Source organism: Rahnella variigena (genome assembly GCF_003610915.1).
GTDB lineage: Bacteria > Pseudomonadota > Gammaproteobacteria > Enterobacterales > Enterobacteriaceae > Rahnella > Rahnella variigena.
The window spans coordinates 2,087,667-2,109,423 of the sequence record NZ_NSDJ01000001.1 but is presented as its reverse complement, the minus strand read 5'-3'; the positions used below and the strand labels follow the sequence as shown (position 1 = coordinate 2,109,423).

Annotated in this window: 16 protein-coding genes and 6 tRNA genes; 16 read left to right on the top strand and 6 right to left on the bottom strand. The window is 50.6% G+C overall.

Annotated features, from left to right (window positions below; all coding sequences use genetic code 11):
* The first annotated feature begins 53 nt into the window (after positions 1–53).
* Together ybfF and ybfE are read left to right on the top strand one after the other, a co-directional pair.
* The gene (ybfF, locus tag CKQ54_RS09710) at positions 54–836 is read left to right on the top strand and encodes an esterase (protein ID WP_113876247.1); all 783 of its coding nucleotides are present in this window, start codon (positions 54–56) and stop codon (positions 834–836) included.
* A gap of 261 nt (positions 837–1,097) precedes the next feature.
* Positions 1,098–1,379, top strand: a complete 282-nt coding sequence (gene ybfE / locus CKQ54_RS09705; protein ID WP_056772022.1) for a LexA regulated protein — start codon at positions 1,098–1,100, stop codon at positions 1,377–1,379.
* A 75-nt stretch (positions 1,380–1,454) separates the two neighbouring features.
* On the opposite strand, the gene CKQ54_RS09700 is transcribed toward ybfE, so the two are convergent.
* On the bottom strand, positions 1,455–3,137 hold the full coding sequence (locus tag CKQ54_RS09700; protein WP_120160356.1) for a methyl-accepting chemotaxis protein: 1,683 nt from the start codon (positions 3,135–3,137) through the stop codon (positions 1,455–1,457).
* 408 nt (positions 3,138–3,545) lie between these two features.
* Between CKQ54_RS09700 and fldA the strand changes: the two genes are divergently transcribed.
* Positions 3,546–4,073 carry a flavodoxin FldA gene (fldA, locus tag CKQ54_RS09695; protein WP_112287653.1) on the top strand — a complete coding sequence of 176 codons (528 nt, stop codon included), beginning with the start codon at positions 3,546–3,548 and terminating at the stop codon, positions 4,071–4,073.
* A gap of 313 nt (positions 4,074–4,386) precedes the next feature.
* Positions 4,387–4,842, top strand: a complete 456-nt coding sequence (gene fur, locus CKQ54_RS09690; RefSeq protein WP_015698140.1) for a ferric iron uptake transcriptional regulator — start codon at positions 4,387–4,389, stop codon at positions 4,840–4,842.
* A gap of 183 nt (positions 4,843–5,025) precedes the next feature.
* Here fur and chiQ read toward each other — a convergent pair whose 3' ends face one another.
* The 4 genes from chiQ to nagE form a co-directional block, all read right to left on the bottom strand.
* Complete coding sequence (gene chiQ / locus CKQ54_RS09685; RefSeq protein WP_167459665.1) at positions 5,026–5,367, bottom strand: ChiQ/YbfN family lipoprotein; 342 nt, start codon at positions 5,365–5,367, stop codon at positions 5,026–5,028.
* A gap of 13 nt (positions 5,368–5,380) precedes the next feature.
* The gene (gene chiP, locus CKQ54_RS09680) at positions 5,381–6,802 is read right to left on the bottom strand and encodes a chitoporin ChiP (protein WP_113876047.1); all 1,422 of its coding nucleotides are present in this window, start codon (positions 6,800–6,802) and stop codon (positions 5,381–5,383) included.
* A gap of 448 nt (positions 6,803–7,250) precedes the next feature.
* Entirely contained in the window at positions 7,251–8,921 is a 1,671-nt protein-coding gene (gene glnS, locus CKQ54_RS09675; RefSeq protein WP_120160352.1) for a glutamine--tRNA ligase, read from the bottom strand.
* Positions 8,922–9,114: 193 nt separating this feature from the next.
* Positions 9,115–11,061: a PTS N-acetyl glucosamine transporter subunit IIABC gene (gene nagE / locus CKQ54_RS09670; protein ID WP_120160350.1), complete on the bottom strand. Its 1,947-nt coding sequence runs from the start codon at positions 11,059–11,061 to the stop codon at positions 9,115–9,117.
* 501 nt (positions 11,062–11,562) lie between these two features.
* Here nagE and nagB point away from each other — a divergent pair.
* From nagB to CKQ54_RS09615, 11 genes are all read left to right on the top strand, one after another.
* Positions 11,563–12,363 (top strand): glucosamine-6-phosphate deaminase, encoded by an 801-nt coding sequence (gene nagB, locus CKQ54_RS09665; RefSeq protein ID WP_112287648.1) that lies wholly within the window; start codon positions 11,563–11,565, stop codon positions 12,361–12,363.
* A 143-nt stretch (positions 12,364–12,506) separates the two neighbouring features.
* Positions 12,507–13,646, top strand: coding sequence for an N-acetylglucosamine-6-phosphate deacetylase (gene nagA / locus CKQ54_RS09660; protein WP_120160348.1), 1,140 nt, complete (start codon positions 12,507–12,509; stop codon positions 13,644–13,646).
* Between the two features lie 20 nt (positions 13,647–13,666).
* The gene (nagC, locus tag CKQ54_RS09655; protein WP_120160347.1) at positions 13,667–14,890 is read left to right on the top strand and encodes a DNA-binding transcriptional regulator NagC; all 1,224 of its coding nucleotides are present in this window, start codon (positions 13,667–13,669) and stop codon (positions 14,888–14,890) included.
* Positions 14,891–14,947: 57 nt separating this feature from the next.
* Positions 14,948–15,700: an HAD-IIA family hydrolase gene (locus CKQ54_RS09650; RefSeq protein WP_113876248.1), complete on the top strand. Its 753-nt coding sequence runs from the start codon at positions 14,948–14,950 to the stop codon at positions 15,698–15,700.
* A 362-nt stretch (positions 15,701–16,062) separates the two neighbouring features.
* Positions 16,063–17,727 carry an asparagine synthase B gene (gene asnB, locus CKQ54_RS09645; protein WP_120160345.1) on the top strand — a complete coding sequence of 555 codons (1,665 nt, stop codon included), beginning with the start codon at positions 16,063–16,065 and terminating at the stop codon, positions 17,725–17,727.
* A 228-nt stretch (positions 17,728–17,955) separates the two neighbouring features.
* Positions 17,956–18,032: transfer RNA gene (locus CKQ54_RS09640), tRNA-Met, on the top strand.
* Positions 18,033–18,040: 8 nt separating this feature from the next.
* A tRNA-Leu gene (locus CKQ54_RS09635) sits at positions 18,041–18,125 on the top strand.
* A gap of 23 nt (positions 18,126–18,148) precedes the next feature.
* A tRNA-Gln gene (locus tag CKQ54_RS09630) sits at positions 18,149–18,223 on the top strand.
* A gap of 70 nt (positions 18,224–18,293) precedes the next feature.
* Positions 18,294–18,368, top strand: a tRNA-Gln gene (locus CKQ54_RS09625).
* A gap of 92 nt (positions 18,369–18,460) precedes the next feature.
* Positions 18,461–18,537, top strand: a tRNA-Met gene (locus CKQ54_RS09620).
* Between the two features lie 44 nt (positions 18,538–18,581).
* Positions 18,582–18,656, top strand: a tRNA-Gln gene (locus CKQ54_RS09615).
* 99 nt (positions 18,657–18,755) lie between these two features.
* On the opposite strand, the gene ubiF is transcribed toward CKQ54_RS09615, so the two are convergent.
* Positions 18,756–19,940, bottom strand: a complete 1,185-nt coding sequence (gene ubiF / locus CKQ54_RS09610; protein ID WP_120160343.1) for a 3-demethoxyubiquinol 3-hydroxylase — start codon at positions 19,938–19,940, stop codon at positions 18,756–18,758.
* A 187-nt stretch (positions 19,941–20,127) separates the two neighbouring features.
* Between ubiF and miaB the strand changes: the two genes are divergently transcribed.
* Complete coding sequence (gene miaB, locus CKQ54_RS09605; protein WP_120160721.1) at positions 20,128–21,552, top strand: tRNA (N6-isopentenyl adenosine(37)-C2)-methylthiotransferase MiaB; 1,425 nt, start codon at positions 20,128–20,130, stop codon at positions 21,550–21,552.
* The last annotated feature ends 205 nt before the right edge of the window (positions 21,553–21,757 follow it).

Here is a 21,757-nt window from a genome sequence, read left to right as displayed (position 1 = left end):
GTTCTAAAAAATCATCCGCAACTCATGATAACCTAATGGAATCGTTTATCAGTATGAACTTCGCCATGAAATTACATTATCGCCTGCAAGAACCTGAAGTCGCTGGCAGCCATGCCCTGCCGGTTTTGTTAATCCACGGCCTGTTCGGAACCCTTGATAATCTGGGCGTTCTGGGCCGCGACCTGAAACAACAGCATAGAGTGTTACAGGTCGATTTGCGTAACCACGGCCAGTCCGGGCGTTCTGATGAGATGTCATACGCCGCGATGGCGCAGGATTTAGCAGAAACGCTGGATGAAGTGGGTTTCCAAAAAATCATTGTTATCGGCCACTCGATGGGCGGCAAAGCAGCGATGGCGCTGACCGCGCTGATCCCTGACCGTATCGAGAAGCTGATCGTCATTGATGTCGCGCCGGTCGATTACCGCGTGCGCCGTCACGATGAGATTTTTGCCGCGATTAACGCCGTCACCGCTGCCGGATTACGTGACCGCACGTCGGCTGCCGCCTGTATGCGCGAGTATATAAAGGAAGACGGCGTGATTCAGTTTCTGCTGAAATCTTTCCAGCAGGGAGAATGGCGCTTTAACGTTCCGGTGCTGCTCAGTGAATACGAAACCATCACCGGCTGGGAAGACGTACCGGCGTGGGATCACCCGGCGTTATTTATCCGCGGCGGATTGTCGCCGTATGTGCAGGACGCTTACCGCGAAGATATCGCCCGTCAGTTCCCGCAGGCCAAAGCCTATGTCGTCGCCGGAACCGGACACTGGGTTCACGCGGAAAAACCTGAGGCCGTGCTGCGCGCTGTTCACCGTTTCATCGATGTGGACTAAGGTTTAACATCCTGGGGATAAATTGTGCAAAAAGTCTGCACAACTTAGAAAGTTATCATGAAATCAGGGCAATCAGGCGTTGTGAACCCCAGGCGCGCCAGTGTATGATTGCGCGCTATAATTTTGCCGCCCCGTTCACTCAGGCTGAGTCGCGGGGGGTAAATTGGGTCAGGGTTTCTTAGCCCGAAATGTGTGAAACGCTCGTCAGGAATCGGCTTGCCGTTTTCCGATGTAAAAACTTCCCTGGTTGTACCGCTACCTATGGCAAAAGAACAACTGGATCGCACGACGATTGATCTGTTCGCAGATGACCGCCGTCCGGGGCGTCCAAAAACAAATCCGCTATCCCGTGATGAACAGCTCAGGATCAACAAGCGCAATCAGTTACGCCGCGATAAAGCGAGCGGTCTGCGTCGCGTTGAGCTGAAAATGAATGCCGATGCTGTTGATACGCTCAATAAGCTGGCTGAAGAACGTAACATCAGTCGTAGCGAACTGATTGAAGAGATGCTGCTGGCACATCTTAACGGTCATGAAGGCTGATTAAAAACGGGTAACCTTTTCAGGCTACCCGTTTGTTTTTTCTTACTTATTCAACGCTCACTCTCTTCGTGCTTCTCAAAACGTTTCCCAGTTCTCAGCACTTTTCGCGCTATTCGCCGAAAGCAACCCGCCCATCCCGGTATCCGGACGCAGCAACGGAGCGGAAACCGCTTTCGCTGGACGTCCCTTCACGTTGGTGACGCTGTCTTTGAGTTTGAACGTGGCCACGGCGTTGTTGAGTAATGCAGCCTGTTCTTCCAGAGAAACCGCAGCCTGCGATGCCTCTTCAACCAGCGAGGCGTTCTGCTGCGTCACACTGTCCATCTGAGTGATCGCCACCGCCACCTGACCGATGCCTTTGCTTTGCTCATCAGATGCCGAAGCAATTTCCGCCATGATATCCGTGACATGCGTAATTGAGCGCACCACTTCATTCATCGTCAGACCGGCGTTTTCAACCAGTTTAGAACCGCTGTCGACGCGGGAAACCGATTCGCTGATCAGGGATTCGATTTCTTTCGCCGCCTGGGCGCTGCGCTGTGCCAGATTGCGCACTTCGCTGGCGACCACCGCAAATCCACGCCCCTGTTCGCCCGCACGTGCGGCTTCAACTGCGGCGTTCAGCGCCAGAATGTTGGTCTGGAAAGCTATGCTGTTGATGACCGACGTAATTTCAGCAATTTTCTTTGAGCTGCCGGAAATGTCTTTCATGGTACTGACCACGTCCGCCACAATATTTCCGCCCTTCTGCGCTGTGCCGGAGGCTTCAATCACCAGCTGGCTGGCGTGATGTGCGTTATCGGCATTGTGTTTCACCGTCGCTGTCAGTTCTTCCATGCTGGCTGCAGTTTCTTCCAGAGCAGAAGCCTGTTCTTCGGTACGCGAAGACAAGTCATTATTCCCTGCTGAAATTTCCGATGCGCCCTGATAGATATGGTTAGTACAGTTACGGATCGTCTGCACCGTATTCACCAGACTCGCCTGCATCACATTCAGCAGCGGGATCAGTTTACCGGCGCAGTTTTTACCGAACTCTTCCATATACTGCGTCAGGTCACCGCTGGCGATCACCGCGAACTGATCGCGGATTTTATCCAGCGGTTTCACCAGCGCCATCACCAGATAGCGGTCGGTCAGCAGCAACAGGAGCAAACCAATACCAAATGCGCTCAGCTGGATCACTTTGCTCATGTAGGTCAGATGATTGGATTCATTTTGTGCGGCCTGAAAATCAACTGAAATCTGGCTGCTGACTTTTTCCATTGATGAACCAAAAGTGCGGCTCAGCGCCGGAACCGTGGTGTTGGCTAACTGGTTATAGGTGTCGATATTCTTACTGCTGGCAGCATTGAATAACGGCGTAACGCCCTGTGTCAGCAGGTTTTCCCAGCTGGTCTGCAGTTCCTGAATGGCTGATTCTTCCAGGCCCGGATGGGGTACTGATTTAAAATCAGCCAGCGCCTGAGTCAGTCCATCAAGAGATTGTTTGGCGCTGTCAAAAATTTCAGGGCCCTTTGACGGGTCAGCCTGAAGCTGTGCAACCGCACGACTCAGACGCGTCACGGTACGGAAATACTGATCGTTACCTTTGCTGATCAGCGTCATGTTGTTGACCAGTTCGGTACTGTTCCTGGTATTTTGCGTTAATGTGCCAAGTGATGTGACGGTATAAAGGGAAACACCGGCCCACATCACGCAGAAGATGCCAAGAATGGTTAATAAAGCGGCCCTGATGGTAATATTTTTTAAAAACTGCACGATATGCCTCTCTCGAAACAGGACTGTTTCTGGTCTGAGGATTGACGGGGATGCGGAGAATCAAAACAGGTAACCAGCAGGCTTACGCCCCCGGACATGTTTGAACACCTCTCCGGGCATCGATTTCTTTATTATGTTGAGATTGCTCTCGCATCATCTATCGGCGGGACATGCGTAAACTTAAGGAAGGAGCCGGTTTATTTCTTCACTTTGCTTATGACCTCAGGAACCCTGTGGTTGATAAGCACACGATGGCGATAACACTTTAAAATATTGCCCGATAAACTTATTCCCCAGTTAAGAAGGCGAGCAGAAGCATATTCTCCGCCTCGCGAGTTTGTTATCATCTTCGCTATTATTGCCTGCAATGCAGGGCACTTCATTTAGAACAAGAGGTTAGATAATCTTATGGCCGTTGTAGGTATCTTCTTTGGATCCGATACAGGTAACACCGAAAACATCGCTAAAATGATCCAGAAACAATTGGGTAAAGATGTGGCTGAGGTGCATGACATTGCGAAGAGCAGCAAAGAGGATCTGGAAAAATTCGATATTTTGCTGATCGGAATTCCAACCTGGTATTACGGTGAAGCGCAGTGTGACTGGGATGACTTTTTCCCGTCGCTCGAAGAGATAGATTTCGAAGGTAAGCTGGTTGCCCTGTTTGGCTGCGGCGATCAGGAAGACTATGCCGAGTATTTCTGCGATGCACTGGGTACCGTGCGCGATATCATTGAGCCACGCGGCGCAGTGATTGTCGGACACTGGCCAACTGAAGGTTACCACTTTGAAGCATCCAAAGGCCTGGCAGATGATAAGCACTTCATCGGACTGGCAATTGACGAAGACCGTCAGCCGGAACTGACCGCTGAACGTGTTGATGCGTGGGTGAAACAGATCACAGAAGAACTCAGCCTTTCAGAAATTATCGGCTAAAACCCTGTTGGCCCTGAGGATTTATTCTACAATTGAAGGGCCAAACTATTACTGAAATTAACAATTTAACCGCTACAAAATTGTAACTTTCGGTCGTATCAAGGTACACTGAGTTCATCTGTTTTTTCTATCGATCAAGTCGTTGCATTATTAGTGTGACAGGCAATTTGTGATCTTTATTAACAGGCTGTCGTTTACGAGAATGGGCACACTTCCCTTAAACGAAGAACAGTAAACGAACAATTTTGTGCCGCCGATGCCACAGGCTGCATGCCTCAACTTGATTAGCACATAGTAACAGGACTGAATCCGCATGACTGACAACAACACCGCACTGAAGAAAGCCGGCTTAAAAGTCACGCTTCCGCGCCTCAAAATCCTGGAAGTGCTGCAAGCGCCGGAAGGTCATCACGTTAGTGCGGAAGATCTGTACAAGCAACTGATTGATATGGGCGAAGAAATTGGTCTGGCCACGGTATACCGTGTTCTGAACCAGTTTGATGATGCTGGTATCGTCACCCGTCATAACTTCGAAGGCGGCAAGTCCGTATTCGAACTGACTCAGCAACATCACCACGATCACCTGATCTGCCTGGATTGCGGTCGTGTGATTGAATTCCGTGACGAATATATTGAAGGTCGTCAGCGTGAGATTGCTAAAAAACATGGCATCAAACTGACCAACCACAGTCTGTACCTGTACGGTCACTGTGAAGCAGGCGACTGCCGTGAAGATGAATCTTTGCACAATGACAAACCTGCGCATTAATTTGCACAGCTTCGATTGTCGCAAATGTTCTAAATAAACTAACCGCTGGAAAGCGGTTTTTTTATGCCTGTGCTTCACCCCGAACACAGACGCCGCTTGCCGACGTAAAAAACCCCGGCAAGCCGGGGTTTCGCTTTTGATAATGATGTTTTTGCCAGCTAAGGCTTTTACAAAAATCTGCTATTAGTTCGCCATTGCAGGCGCGTTATTGGATGTGATTTCCTGCCAGATTTTACCGCAATCCGCCGCATATGCCTGACCATCACCGGTTTTGCGCGCCGTCAGACAGCGCTGGTAATCCAGCACGCGAACTGTTTCCTGTTCCGCAAATTTCTGGTGTGCTTTTTCCTGTTTCAGCTTGTTCAGCAACACCTGACAGGTCGCCAGTTTGTCCGGATTACCTTCTGAAGAGTTAATACAGGTGCGGTAGTCTTCACGCGTTTGCGAAATCTGTGCCTGATCGGCGGTAGGCGCACAGCCTGCCAGCAGAACAGCCGATACCGCCATCATCAGTAATTTATTCATCGACATAACGACCTCAGAAAATAGTGAATGGAGCAATAACGATGAATTTCACGTCTTTTTCATCCTGGAATATGTTGCCGTAACCCCCGCCCCAGCTCGGAATATCCGAGTGGTTGTCGTACTGGGTGTAATGCAGTTTGAACAGTGTCCCCTTCGCGCGGCCTTCCTGAATGGTGTAAAGCGCATCCAGGCTCCAGGCGCTCTCTTTCAGACGCTGGCTCTGGTCATAAGCGGCGTTGGTACTCGGTTTGGCGTCCCACGCGTAAACGTAAGAACCCCCGACGGCAAAGCCCGGCAGATCCCATTTCGCCAGATCGTAAAGTACGCCGGCGTACACCGCTTTCTCGCCGTTGGCGTTGAAGTCCGAACGGTTATCCCACCACACGTCAAGACGACCGTTGGAGGAGGAATACGTCGGGGTCATACGTTGCAGGAAGTAGCCCTGATTACCTTCCGCTTTGACCATCGTACCTTCCAGCCGCCAGTTAAACTGACCGGTGGTGTAACCGAAAGTCAGCGCCTGCAACCAGGCCATCCCGTCATACAAGCTGTTCGGATCGTTCTTATTGCTGATGCGATCTTCCGCACCGTAGAACTGGTAGCTGGTGGTCAGCGGATTGCCCATCAGATCGATTTTGTAAGACGCTTTGGCAAAATACTGATCGACGTAACTTTCAGCCTGACCAAAAGCGCCTTCCAGCACAAAGTCGTTTTTGAAGTCGTATTTCGCTCCAAGAGAGTGGATGTATGAAACGCCCGTTTTCTTATCGTTCTGGCGGAAATCATCCATTTCCAGATGCCACGGAGATTTATATTCATCCGCCCACATGTAGGAGAAACTCAACTCTCCCGGATCACCGAAATCGTGCTTGTAGCCCGCTTCCGCACCGCGGTAAGTTCCCGGCATGAAGCTCCAGTGCGGTGCAATCAGTGTCTGGCCCGTTGGCTGGATGTAACCGGCATGCCCCCAGAATCCGCCGTATTTAAATTTACCGGCGGCTTTGTACAGGCTGACCCCACTTTTATCGCCGGAGTAATCTTCGTCGTAAGCACGGTTGCTGTTGGAGAAAGCGATTTCGTTGGGATGTCCGCTTTCGCTGCTTTCGGCCATTTCTATCGCCGTAAAGGCTGCGATATCAATACCAAACATGTCCCAGGCATAGCCGGAAGAAAAATCGAGATTCAGGTTAGCGGTAGAATGTGAAAGGTTGGTTGTGTAGTCTTTGTAGTTGTCGCTCGCCGGATCCATGTCCTTGCGGTCACGCTCACGCTGCCAGTAATACACACCGCCGGTCAGCGTCGAATCATCAATAAAACCTGCCGCTTTGGCATCTTCAGAAAACATCATTCCGCCACCCAATAAGGTGCCGGCAAGAGAATATAGTGCAGGTTTCAGGTAAGCCGATCCCCTGCCCCTGTTAAGGTGCTTGTGCATAGAAATTCCTCATCTTTGACTAAAAAATACCAACAAAACCCAAACGGGTATTAAAAGCGGCCGCCAAAGGCGTAACCGGTTAAATCACGTTCAAGAGTATTTTTCGCGACGCGAATTATCAATGAGTAATTACTCATTGATCGCTGAAGTATGACAAAGTGCACATAAAGATGAAAAAGTGTAACAAAATGCCATAGGAAAGAGTTAAGCGGAGGAGTAACTAAAATAAATAACATAATCAGTGAATTGATAGTTTTAAGCGTTCATTTAAACGTTTCAGCACACAAAAAACAGGGTTTAAAAGTAAACATCAAAAACACATTAATTCGCGATGAAAAACAAAATCACCATGCACATGTCATTACCAGCAGACAGAAATAGCAGACATAAAAAAAACGCAGCCGGAGCTGCGTTTCATCAGTCGTTCAAACAAGCCATTCAGAGGCAATTACGCGACGGGTTTGCTTTCCCAGGTATCACGCAGACCAACGGTACGGTTGAACACCAGATTGTCAGCGCTTGAGTAGCGGCTGTCGGCGCAGAAGTAACCTTCACGCTCGAACTGCAGGCTGATTTCAGCCTGAGCTGCCACCAGAGAAGGTTCAACAAAACCGTGAGCAATCACCAGCGATTCCGGGTTGATCGTGGTCAGGAAGTCCTCTGCCTGGCCAGGATTCGCCACGCTGAACAGACGGTCATACAGACGGAATTCCGCCGGTTTACCTTCTGTCGCAGAAACCCAGTGGATCACACCTTTCACCTTGCGGCCATCAGCGGGATCTTTGCTCAGCGTTTCGATATCGTAAGAACAAAAGATGGTGGTGATATTGCCTTCTGCGTCTTTCTCAATGCGTTCCGCTTTAATCACATACGCATTGCGCAGGCGAACTTCTTTGCCCAGCACCAGACGCTTGTACTGTTTATTCGCTTCTTCACGGAAATCAGCCTGATCGATGTAAATCTCGCGCGTGAACGGCACTTCGCGGGTACCCATTTCCGGCTTGCTCGGATGGTTCGGCATTTTCACCATCTGCACGTCATCACCGGTAAAGTTCTCGATGATCACTTTAACCGGATTGATAACCGCCATGGCGCGCGGTGCGTTTTCGTTCAGATCGTCACGAATACAGGATTCCAGCGCCATCATTTCGACGTTGTTATCTTGTTTCGTCACGCCAATACGACGGCAGAATTCACGGATAGACGCGGCAGTGTAGCCACGGCGACGCAGACCGGAAACGGTCGGCATACGCGGGTCATCCCAGCCTTCAACGATTTTATCCGTCACCAGCAGGTTCAGCTTACGCTTGGACATGATGGAGTATTCGAGATTCAGACGGGAGAACTCGTACTGACGCGGATGGCATGGAATGCTGATGTTATCCAGCACCCAGTCGTACAGACGACGGTTGTCCTGGAATTCCAGCGTACACAGTGAATGGGTGATCCCTTCCAGCGCATCGGAAATGCAGTGGGTAAAATCGTACATCGGATAGATGCACCATTTGTTACCGGTCTGATGGTGTTCTGCAAATTTGATACGGTAAATTACCGGATCACGCATCACGAAGAATGGCGAAGCCATATCGATTTTTGCACGCAGACACGCAGCGCCTTCAGCAAATTCGCCGTTACGCATTTTTTCGAACAGCGCGATGTTCTCTTCTACGCTGCGATCGCGATACGGGCTGTTTTTACCCGGCGATGTCAGGGAACCACGGTATTCGCGGATCTGATCAGGAGACAGTTCATCTACATACGCCAGACCTTTATTGATCAGTTCCAGCGCATAGGCGTGCAGCTGATCAAAATAGTCTGAAGAATAGTGAATATCACCACTCCAGTCGAAACCTAACCATTGCACGTCGTGTTTGATCGACTCAACGAATTCAATATCTTCTTTTGCCGGGTTGGTATCGTCAAAACGCAGGTTGCACTGCCCCTGATAGTCTTGCGCGATGCCAAAATTCAGGCAGATAGATTTCGCATGACCAATATGCAGATAGCCATTAGGCTCAGGCGGGAAACGGGTATGAACGGTATTGTGTTTCCCGGTCGCCAGATCTTCATCAATAATCTGACGGATAAAATTTGTTGGGCGGGCTTCTGCCTCACTCATTGTGCAATTCCTCTACGCGACATTTGACTCTACGGATAACCGCTTATGTTCCAACAAGCCACGTAAGGAAACAACCGTTAGTTGCATAAAATCGTGGTTATCTGCATGACTTCTGCTTAGAAGCAATAAAAACGCGGGAAGAGATTACTCTCTTCCCGCGACAGGGCTTTCTACTGTGAATCAATCAACAGAGTTACTTACTCTGGATCTCGAACAGTTTGGTCTGACCGGCAACCACTGAGCCGCTGGCCAGAGAAATCACACCGGTATAATCGTCGATGTTGCTGACCACAACCGGGCTTATCATTGAGCGCGCATTGGCGTTCAGATAATCCAGATCCAGTTCCAGTACAGGCTGACCAGCGACGACCGTTGCACCTTCTTCAACCAGGCGGGTAAAGCCCTGACCATTCAGTGCAACCGTATCAATCCCCATATGCACCACGATTTCAGCGCCGGAAGTGGTTTCCAGGCAGAACGCATGGTTGGTATTGAAGATTTTCACCACAGTACCGGCCGCAGGAGAAACGACGATTTTATCTGTCGGACGAATAGCGACGCCATCACCGACCGCTTTGCTGGCAAATGCTTCATCAGGCACCTGATCCAGCGCAACGATGTCACCGGTAACCGGCGAAACCAGCGTCTCTACGACGGTTTTGACGCTGTTTGGCACAGCCTGCGGCGCTGCTTTAACCGCAGCCACTGGCGTAGCAACACCGGCAGCAATCGGGCCACGCGCCATCACTTTCTTCATGGCATCTGCCAGAGATTCTGCTTTAGCGCCGACGATAACCTGAATACTTTGTTTGTTAAGACGAACAATACCTGATGCCCCCAGACGTTTACATGCGGCGTCATCAACGGTGCCGGCATCTTTCACGTTCAGACGCAGACGGGTAATACAGGCATCAATACCTTTGAAGTTATCAGAACCCCCCAGAGCACCGATGTAGCTCACAGCCAGCTGATTCAGACCTTCTTCAGTGTTGCTGTTTGCTTCCGGCTCACCGATATGATCAACTTCGTCTTCACGACCTGGCGTTTTCAGGTTGAACATACGGATGATAACGCTGAACAGAACGAAGTAGATGATGAAGAAGATCACACCCATCACCAGCAACATCCAGACGTTTTTACTTGCTGCTGGCAGGTTGTACATCAACGCATAGTCGATGGCGCCTGCAGAGAAGGAGAAGCCTGCGTGAATGCCCAGCGCGGTTGCGATGTACAGGCTGATCCCGGTCAGGATGGCGTGCACTAAGTACAGCAACGGAGCAAGGAACATGAACAGGAATTCTAATGGCTCGGTCACACCGGTCAGGAATGCAGTCACCGCGACGGATACCAGCATACCGCCAACCAACGGACGACGTTCTTTTGGTGCAGCAAAGTACATTGCACATGCTGCGCCTGGCAGACCAAACATCATGATTGGGAAGAAGCCGGACATGAACATCCCTGCAGTGCCGTCACCCGCGTAGAAGCGGTTGATGTCACCGTGGAATACAGTACCTGCAGCGTTAGTGAAGTCACCAATCTGGAACCATGCGATGGTGTTCAGAACCTGATGCAGACCGGTTGGGATCAGCAAACGGTTGACGAAACCAAAGATACCCGCACCGAATGCGCCAGCACCTACGATCCACTCCCCGCCCGCACGGATTGCATCCTGCACCGGAGGCCAGACGTAACCGAAGATAGCGGCCAGAATCAGACAGAAGAAGCCGGTTGCGATAGGAACGAAGCGTTTCCCACCGAAGAAGCTCAGGAAGTCAGGCAGTTTGATATCTGACCAGCGGTTGTAAACCATACCGCCCACCAGACCGGTGATAATACCGGCCAGCACGCCCATGTTTACCGCAGGGTTGATGGTGATCATCGCTTTAGTCAGGATGAAGTAACCAATACCGCCGGCTAATGCTGCTGCACCCGCATTGTCTTTAGACCAGCTGGATGCCACACCAATAGCAAAAATTAATGCGAGGTTATCGAAAATCCCGCCACCGGCTTGCGCGATGAAAGGCATATTAAGAAGATCAGGCTGACCGAAACGCAGCAATAAAGCAGCGACCGGCAGTACGGCTATCGGCAGCTGTAGCGCTCTGCCTAAACGCTGAAAGAATCCAAGAATATTCACATTTCCCCCTATCCGCCGTCAGGCGAATCACCTAAGTAGTTTAATTAGTATGGTTACTACCTTTACATTTACCGTTCCGATTTAACCAACTGCACTTATAACTAACAGCACTGCGAGTGTAAAAAGATTATTTCGTATCGCAAATTAAAACCTCTCTTTTTGTGAGAAATGTCACCAAAAAGAGGTCATAACATGCCATCAGACTGGTCAACACACAAAACTTATTTTATCATTAAAAAAATCTAGACGGCATTGTGCCAGTCATAAACCGCCGCGGTGGTTTACGCTTAACAAGACCGCCTTTGAACTGACGAACTTAGTTTTTACTTTGACTACGTATATCCGCAGTCATTGACGTTGCAGGAAGGCGGCAATCGAGTGAAACCCGATGAGCTTACACAGGTAAGTGATTCGGGTGAGCGAGAGCAGCCAACGCCCCTGCAGCGTCAAGGACAGAGGATATCAACAGTATATTCAATATTCTGAAACTAGAGGTACGTGATGAGACTTATTCCTTTAAACACCACCACTGAAGTTGGCAAATGGGCTGCACGTCATATCGTTGAACGTATTAACGCTTTCAAACCTACCGCCGACCGTCCTTTCGTTCTGGGCCTGCCTACCGGTGGTACCCCTCTCGAAGCTTACAAACATTTAATCGCCATGCATAAAGCAGGCCAGGTTAGCTTCAAGAACGTCGTCACCTTTAATATGGATGAATATGTGGGTCTGCCGCAGGAACACCCTGAGAGCTACCATACCTTCATGTATAAAAACTTCTTTGATCACGTTGATATTCCACGTGAAAATATCAACTTGCTGAATGGTAATGCACCAGACGTCGACGAAGAATGTCGCCAGTACGAAGCGAAAATTAAGTCTTACGGCAAAATTAACCTGTTCATGGGTGGCGTGGGTAACGACGGTCATATCGCGTTCAACGAACCGGCTTCATCCCTGGCTTCACGTACGCGTATCAAAACCCTGACCCATGAAACCCGTATCGCGAACTCCCGTTTCTTCGACAACGATGTGTCTCAGGTGCCAAAATTCGCCCTGACCGTTGGCGTGGGTACGCTGCTGGATGCGGAAGAAGTGATGATTCTGGTTACCGGTCACGCGAAAGCGCAGGCGCTTGAAGCCGCTGTTGAAGGTAATATCAACCACATGTGGACCATCAGTTGCCTGCAATTACACGCAAAAGCCGTTATGGTGTGTGATGAACCTTCCACCATGGAACTGAAAGTCAAAACTGTTAAATATTTCCGCGAGTTAGAAGCGGAAAATATGAAAAACCTTTAATTAACTGAGTCCCCGAAAGCATTGGAGTTGCAGCAAGGCGGCAACGGAACGAGTCTCCGGGAGCTTACTCAAGTAAGTGACCGGAGTGAGTGAAGGCAACCAACGCTGCTGCGGCTCAAAGGATTTAGGGGAATGGGGGCATGATGTACGCATTGATTGAGGGCCGGGTCTATACCGGTCATGACGTTCTGGATAACCACGCGGTAGTGATTGCCGATGGCAAAATCGAACGTGTCTGTCCGGTGAGTGAATTGCCGGCGAATGTGGAAACCCGCAGTCTGGACGGCGCCATTCTTGCCCCCGGATTTATCGATCTGCAACTTAATGGTTGTGGCGGCGTGCAGTTCAACGATTCTCTGGAAGCCATTTCAGTAGAAACGTTAGAAATCATGCAGAAAGCCAATGAAAAATCCGGCTGTACTAGTTTCTTACCGACGCTGATCACCTGTAGCGACGACTACATGAAACACGGTATCAGCGTGATGCGCACCTATCTGGAAAAATATCCGAACCAGGCTTTGGGTCTGCATCTGGAAGGGCCATACCTCAGCCCGGCAAAAAAAGGCACGCATAATCCTGCCTTTATCCGCCTGCCAGACAGCGCCATGATTGATTTCCTGTGCGCGAATGCCGATGTGATTACCCAACTGACGCTCGCACCGGAACAGGTTGATGCGAAATATATCCGCCAGTTGCGTGATGCCGGGATTGTAATTTCCGCAGGCCATTCAAATTCAACGTATGCTGAAGCCCGTGCCGGTTTTGCGGCAGGTATCAGCTTTGCGACGCACCTTTATAATGCAATGCCCGCCATTACCGGTCGTCAGCCTGGCCTTATTGGTGCAATCTTCGATACGCCTGAAGTGTATACCGGCGTCATTGCAGACGGTTTGCATGTGGACTGGGCCAACATCCGCAACGCGAAAAAGCTCAAAGGCGAGAAGCTGGTGCTGGTCACTGATGCTACCGCGCCAGCGGGTGCGAATATTGATGAGTTCATTTTTGCCGGTAAAACAATATACTACCGTGACGGACTCTGTGTGGACGAAAACGGTACGCTGAGCGGCTCTGCGCTGACGATGATCGAAGCGGTGCAAAACAGCGTCGAACATGTCGGAATTGCTCTGGATGAAACGCTGCGTATGGCATCGCTTTATCCGGCTCGCGCCATTGGTGTTGAAGATCAGCTTGGCAGCATCGAAGCAGGTAAAGTCGCCAACCTCACCGCGTTCACTCATGATTTTAAAATCACAAAAACTATCGTTAATGGTGACGAAGTTTAATTGAGCGGAATACAGCATTGATGACAACTGGCGGACAGCAGGCACAAATCGGCAACGTTGATCTGGTTAAGCAGTTAAACGGCGCAGCCGTTTACCGCCTGATTGACCAGCAAGGGCCCATCTCGCGCATTCAGATTGCCGACATGAGCCAGCTGGCACCCGCCAGTGTCACCAAAATTACCCGGCAATTGCTTGAGCGCGGGCTGATCAAAGAAGTGGATCAGCAGGCTTCCACGGGAGGCCGCCGCGCAATTTCCATCATTACTGAAACCCGCCCTTTCCACGCTATTGCGGTGCGCCTTGGCCGCCACGATGCAACGATTACCCTCTACGATCTCAGTGCCAAATCGCTGGCTGAACAACATTACGCCCTGCCCGAGCGCACTCAGGAAACTCTGGAGAACGCGCTGTTCGAGGCTATTGCCCAGTTCATCGAGCTGAATCAGCGTAAAATCCGCGAACTGATTGCCATTTCTGTCATCCTTCCGGGGCTGGTCGATCCTAATAAAGGAATTGTGCGCTACATGCCGCATATCAGCGTCGGTGCGTGGAAATTAGTGGATGCGCTGGAAGCAAAATTCAAAGTCACCAGTTTTGTTGGCCACGATATCCGCAGTCTGGCGCTGGCTGAGCACTATTTCGGTGCGACCCGTGACTGTCAGGACTCGATTTTGGTTCGTTTACACCGTGGTACAGGTGCAGGGATCATCGTTAACGGGCAGATTTTCCTGGGCAGCAACGGCAATGTGGGGGAAATCGGGCATATCCAAATTGATCCGCTGGGCGAACGCTGTCATTGCGGTAATTTCGGCTGTCTGGAAACCGTTGCGGCCAACGCCGCCATCGAAAATCGTGTGCGCCACCTGCTTACGCAAGGCTATGCCAGCAAACTGACCCTGGAAGACTGTTCGATTTCCGCCATTTGTAAGGCCGCCAATCGCCACGATGCGCTGGCAACCGAAGTCATTGAGCATGTGGGGCGCCAGTTGGGTAAAGGCGTTTCGATTGCGATTAACCTGTTTAATCCGCAAAAAGTGGTGATTGCGGGTGAAATCACGGAAGCCGACAAAGTGTTGCTTCCTGCGATTCAGAACTGTATTAATGCGCAAGTTCTGAAAGATTTCCGCCGCAATTTACCGGTAGTGACTTCAGCCCTGAATCATCAGTCTGCGATTGGCGCTTTTGCACTGGTCAAACGGGCGATGCTGAATGGCGTTCTGTTGCAGCGTCTGATGGAAAATTGAGACGTGCTATAGTATCAGGCTGCCAGGAATGGGACTGAAAATGTGGGTTTGGAAATCATGACAATAAAGAACGTAATTTGTGACATTGATGGCGTGCTGTTGCACGACAATACCGCAGTACCCGGCGCCGACCGTTTTCTCGCGCGAATTCAGGAACAGGGAATGCCGTTAGTGATCCTCACTAACTACCCTTCCCAGACAGCGCAGGATCTGGCTAACCGCTTCAGCGCAGCCGGTCTTGAAGTGCCTGAAAGTGCATTTTTCACCTCCGCGATGGCGACCGCCGATTTCCTGAAACGCCAGGAAGGCAAAAAAGCCTATGTCGTCGGCGAAGGCGCATTGATTCATGAACTGTATAAGGCCGGTTTTACCATTACCGATATCAACCCTGATTTCGTGATTGTTGGCGAAACCCGGTCTTACAACTGGGATATGATCCATAAAGCCGCGTATTTTGTGGCTAACGGCGCACGTTTTATCGCCACCAATCCTGATAATCACGGACACGGTTTTGTCCCGGCCTGTGGCGCGTTATGCGCACCTATCGAAAAAATCACCGGGCGCCAGCCGTTTTACGTCGGTAAGCCAAGCCCCTGGATCATCCGCTCGGCGTTGAATAAAATGCAGGCGCATTCCGAAGAGACGGTCATTGTGGGTGACAATCTGCGCACCGACATACTTGCGGGCTTCCAGGCCGGTCTGGAAACCATTCTGGTACTGTCCGGCGTTTCCACTCTCAATGATATTGAGGGAATGCCATTCCGCCCGACCTGGATTTATCCTTCCGTTGCCGATATTGACGTAATTTAACGGCCACTGATAAGTCTATGAAAACGAGCCCGGATTTGACTCCCGGCTCGTTTTTTTTCGTCTTGCCGCCTGATTTTTATCCACTTTTCTCTTTTTTTGAATCCTCCTCAATTTTTGGCAATTAAATTAATAATTCGCTAATGAAAATGCCATAAAACTGATAATTCGTTAAAGATCACCCTCCCTCTACCAACTTTTTATCAGAAGAGCGTTAAACCACTTGCACAACATGGGGGTTTTGACGCATTTTCATAGTCAGCAACGCAACAACCGCCGGTTAAAACTGCAAGAACGGCAACGTTGATCCTCATTCATAAACATAAAAATGACAGCCAGAGAAACGTCGTTAGGGAGAAAGCAATATGTGTTCAATTTTCGGTGTGCTCGATATCAAAACTGACTCCGTCGAGTTGCGCAAAAAAGCGCTGGAACTGTCGCGCCTGATGCGTCACCGCGGACCAGACTGGTCCGGCGTGTTTGCCAGCGATAAAGCGATTCTGTCGCACGAGCGTCTGTCCATCGTTGACGTCAACAACGGCGCACAGCCTCTGTACAACGCTGCACATACACACGTACTGGCTGTTAACGGCGAAATCTACAACCACCAGGCTCTGCGCGCAGAACTGGGCGATAAATATGAATTCCAGACCGCATCTGACTGCGAAGTTATTCTGGCGCTGTATCAGGAGAAAGGCCCTGCCTTCCTGGATGAACTGCAAGGCATGTTCGCCTTTATTCTGTATGACACAGAAAAAGACGCGTACCTGATTGGCCGTGACCATCTGGGCATCATTCCGCTGTATATGGGTTACGACGAACACGGCAACATGTATGTCGCTTCTGAAATGAAAGCACTGGTGCCGGTTTGCCGCACCATCAAAGAATTCCCGGCAGGCAGCTATCTGTGGAGCCAGGACGGTGAAATTCGCGAATATTACCAACGTGGCTGGTTTGACTTCGAAAACGTCAAAGACAACGTCACTGACGCTGCGGCGCTGAAAGATGCACTGGAAGAAGCAGTGAAAAGTCACCTGATGTCCGACGTGCCTTACGGCGTACTGCTGTCAGGTGGTCTGGATTCCTCCGTGATTTCCGCGATCACCAAGAAATTTGCAGGTCGTCGTATCGAAGATAAAGATCAGAGCGAAGCCTGGTGGCCGCAACTGCACTCCTTTGCAGTCGGTCTGGAAGGTTCTCCGGATCTGCGCGCAGCTCAGGAAGTGGCAAACCATTTAGGTACCGTGCACCACGAAATTCATTTCACCGTGCAGGAAGGTCTGGATGCTATCCGTGATGTTATCTATCACATCGAAACGTATGACGTGACGACTATCCGTGCATCAACGCCGATGTATCTGATGTCGCGTAAAATCAAAGCGATGGGCATCAAAATGGTGTTGTCTGGCGAAGGCGCAGATGAAGTGTTGGGCGGCTACCTGTATTTCCATAAAGCACCAAACGCCAAAGAATTCCACGAAGAAACCGTGCGTAAATTGCTGGCCCTGCACATGTATGACTGTGCGCGTGCCAACAAAGCCATGTCAGCCTGGGGTGTGGAAGCCCGCGTACCGTTCCTGGACAAAAAATTCCTCGACGTTGCGATGCGTATCAACCCTAAAGACAAGATGTGCGGCAACGGCAAGATGGAAAAACATATCCTGCGTGAATGTTTCGAGTCTTACCTGCCACACAGCGTGGCATGGCGTCAGAAAGAACAATTCTCTGATGGCGTAGGCTATAGCTGGATCGATACCTTAAAAGAAGTGGCCTCTCAGCAGATCACCGATCAACAGCTCGAAACTGCGCATTTCCGTTTCCCGTACAACACGCCGACGTCCAAAGAAGGCTACCTGTACCGTACGATTTTTGAAGAATTGTTCCCGGTCCCAAGCGCGGCAGAATGCGTGCCTGGCGGCCCTTCTGTAGCCTGTTCTTCTGCGAAAGCGATTGAGTGGGATGAAGCGTTCAAAAACATGGACGATCCATCCGGGCGTGCTGTTGGCGTGCACCAGTCCGCCTACAAATAATCCATTCCCCGGTAAATATCCTTGTAACAAACGGGCCGCTTATGGCCCGTTTTTTTGTGGGTAAAGCCACTAAAAATAATGTCTTTTGTCCAATTAATCACCAGAGTGGTTATAAGCCAGACAAATGGACGCCATCAGGGCTTTTTCTCCAAAAAAGGTGTTGACGCAAAACGGTCATATACGCATAATGCGCCCCGCAACGCCGATGAAGGTAGCGCGAAAAAAGATGGCTACGTAGCTCAGTTGGTTAGAGCACATCACTCATAATGATGGGGTCACAGGTTCGAATCCCGTCGTAGCCACCATCTTTTTTGCGGGAGTGGCGAAATTGGTAGACGCACTAGATTTAGGTTCTAGCGCCGCAAGGTGTGCGAGTTCAAGTCTCGCCTCCCGCACCATTTCCAGACATCGGTAGCACAGTTGGGGTATCGCCAAGCGGTAAGGCACTGGTTTTTGATACCAGCATTCCCAGGTTCGAATCCTGGTACCCCAGCCATTTTCTTATCTTTCACATTGCTTTACTGATGTGTTTGTGAGGAAAATCCAATTTGAAGAAGTTGTACTGTTGGGGTATCGCCAAGCGGTAAGGCACTGGTTTTTGATACCAGCATACCCTGGTTCGAATCCAGGTACCCCAGCCATACTTCTTTCTGTATAATTGGTAAGCACTTGAAATTTATTATTAAGTTAGTTAAATTAGTGCTTGAAGTTTTGAAGTAAGTCAGTAAAATTTGGCTACGTAGCTCAGCTGGTTAGAGCACATCACTCATAATGATGGGGTCACAGGTTCAAATCCCGTCGTAGCCACCATTTTACTTGCAGTACACTGCTCAAAAGGTAGTGAGAAACAAAATTGGGGTGTCGCCAAGCGGTAAGGCTCTGGTTTCTGATACCAGCATACCCAGGTTCGAATCCTGGCACCCCAGCCACATTAAGAAAGCCCGCCTCGTGCGGGCTTTTTGCTATTTATTTTTTAGTCAGCAAACAAGAAAGGCAAACCAGTATTTCTCCGGTTTGCCCTGAGCTGATTAAATCCCTAAAGCATATTTTAGTGCTTTGGTTTTCAGTGCGCCGGCACGCTGTGCGGTCATCAGCGCCAGATTACGCAACGCTTTCACCGGTGGCAGATCGTTGCTGAAGGCGGTATAGAACAAATCCATGCCGCTTTGCATCAGCAAATTATCCAGACGACGCTGACGCTGATAGCCTAACAACACTTTTTCACTGCTCCACGCCTCATCATGATCCCGCGCTTTCTCCAGCACAGACAGCAATGCTTCCACGTCACGATATCCCAGATTCACGCCCTGCCCTGCCAGCGGATTGATGGTATGCGCCGCGTCACCCACCAGCGCCAGCCCCGGCAAGACGTAACGCTGAGCATGACGGCGAACCAGCGGAAACGCCCCTGCCGATAACGCTTTGACCGTGCCAAGTCGCGCAGGGAACGCCTGCATCACTTCTGTTGTGAGCTGCTGCATATTAAGCGTTTTCAGATAACGGATACGCTGCGGACTGTCATACCAGACCAGCGAGGCCTGATTGCCGAACAGAGGCAGAAACGCCCGCGGGCCGGAAGGGAAAAATTGCTGCCAGGTGACGTCCTGATCCGACGTTTCAGTTTCAACGTTAATCAGCATGCAGTGCTGGCGGTATTCCCAGCCATCCACGCCAATGCCCGCCAGCTGCCGTACCAGTGAGTTCGCCCCATCGGCGGCAATCACCAGTTTCGCGCGCAGTAAATCCCCTGTGGTCAGCTGAAGCGACCAGGTTTTATCATCGTGCTGCAAGAGATGACGTAACTTTGCAGGACAAAAACGCGTCAGGTTTGTGAGTGCGTCGAACTGCTGCCACAACGCAAGCTGCAACACACGGTTTTCGACCATAAATCCCAGCTCCGGCAATCCGAGGGACTGCGCGTCAAATTTCACCTCAGAACCGTCCACTTCCCAGGTTTCCAGGCGGCGGTACGGTACTGAGCGCATTTTCTCAACAGATCCCCATGCGCCCAGTTTCTGTAAAAAGCGGGCGGATGCACAGCCAATGGCGGAAATACGCAAATCAGCCGGTGCTGACGGGTCAAATCCGGCAGGCGCTTCATTCTCTATCAGTGCGACTTGCAGACCTTGTTTTGCCAGTCCCAGCGCCGCGGCTGCGCCGACCATGCCGCCGCCGACAATTACTGCATCAAATGTCTTCTCAGAATTATTCATTTTATTCCGGCTTTCTGTTCAGTTCATTATGCGAAGTGTACCGGATTTTTATGTCAGCATCAGGGCCTAAGCTGCTTTCCTGCACTGGTCAGCACCGGAGTGAGGGTTTACAATAGCGCCCCTGAACTATGCTATGCACTGCGGCATTGCCGATCTCACGTTCCCCGTATTGAGTACTGACACGCTGATGACTAAAAAACTGCACATAAAAACCTGGGGCTGCCAGATGAATGAATATGATTCATCCAAGATGGCTGACCTTCTCGACAGCACCCATGGTTACCAGCTGACGGATAACGCTGAAGAAGCAGACATTCTGCTGCTGAACACCTGCTCAATCAGGGAAAAAGCGCAGGAGAAAGTCTTCAGCCTGCTCGGACACTGGAAATTACTGAAGAAGAAAAATCCGGATATCATTATCGGCGTCGGTGGCTGCGTAGCCTCGCAGGAAGGCGAAATGCTGCGTAAACGCGCGCCTTGTGTTGATATCGTCTTCGGCCCGCAAACCCTGCACCGCTTGCCAGAAATGGTGAACCATGTGCGTGGCACTAAAAGTCCTGTCGTCGATATCAGTTTCCCTGAAATCGAAAAATTTGACCGACTGCCGGAACCGCGCGCCGACGGCCCGACCGCTTTCGTTTCCATCATGGAAGGCTGCAACAAATATTGCAGCTTCTGTGTGGTGCCTTATACCCGCGGCGAAGAAGTCAGCCGCCCGTGCGATGACGTGCTGTTCGAAGTCGCCCAGCTGGCCGCGCAAGGCGTACGTGAAGTCAATCTGCTGGGCCAGAACGTCAATGCGTATCGCGGCGATTCTTTTGACGGCGGCATCTGCACCTTCGCTGAGCTGCTGCGTCTGGTGGCGGCCATTGACGGCATCGACCGTATCCGTTTCACCACCAGTCACCCGGTCGAATTTACCGATGACATTATCGATGTGTACAAAGACACGCCGGAAGTGGTGAGCTTCCTGCATCTGCCGATTCAGAGCGGTTCCGACCGCATTCTTACCATGATGAAACGCCCTCATACGGTGCTGGAATACAAATCGACGATCCGTAAGTTACGCGCTGCGCGTCCTGATATTCATTTCAGTTCAGATTTCATCATTGGCTTCCCTGGCGAAACCAATGATGATTTTGAGCGCACAATGGATTTGATCGCACAGGTCAATTACGACGTCAGTTTCAGCTTCATCTACTCTCCGCGCCCTGGTACACCGGCGGCGGACATGGTGGATGATGTGAGCATGGACGAGAAGAAACAGCGTCTGGCGCTGTTGCAGGACAGAATCACTCAGCAGGTCATGCGTTTCAGCCGCGCCACGCTGGGCACCGTTCAGCGCATTCTGGTGGAAGGCACGTCCCGCAAGGATATTATGGAGCTGACCGGGCGTACCGAATGTAACCGCGTGGTCAACTTCGAAGGCACACCGGATATGATCGGTAAGTTCGTGGATGTCGAAATTGTCGATGTGTATGCCAACTCGCTGCGCGGTGTGGTTGTCCGCACCGAAGAACAGATGGCGCTGCGCCTGCATGAATCTCCGCAATCGGTCATCGAACGTACCCGTAAAGAAAATGAATTGGGCGTTGGAATGTATCAACCCTGAACCATAGTAATGATGTATGACCCGATATCGACAGGGCGCTCCGGCGTCCTGTTTCTTTTGAGATTTTCGCTAATACCTTCATCACAAGGGTTTAATTTTCCAGCAAAGGCCGCATATCCGGATGAAGGTCCCTGCAACTGCTGCCACGGCGCAGCATATTTTGCCAAGGGCATGTATTATTAAGTCAGGTATGGTTGACGGCTGA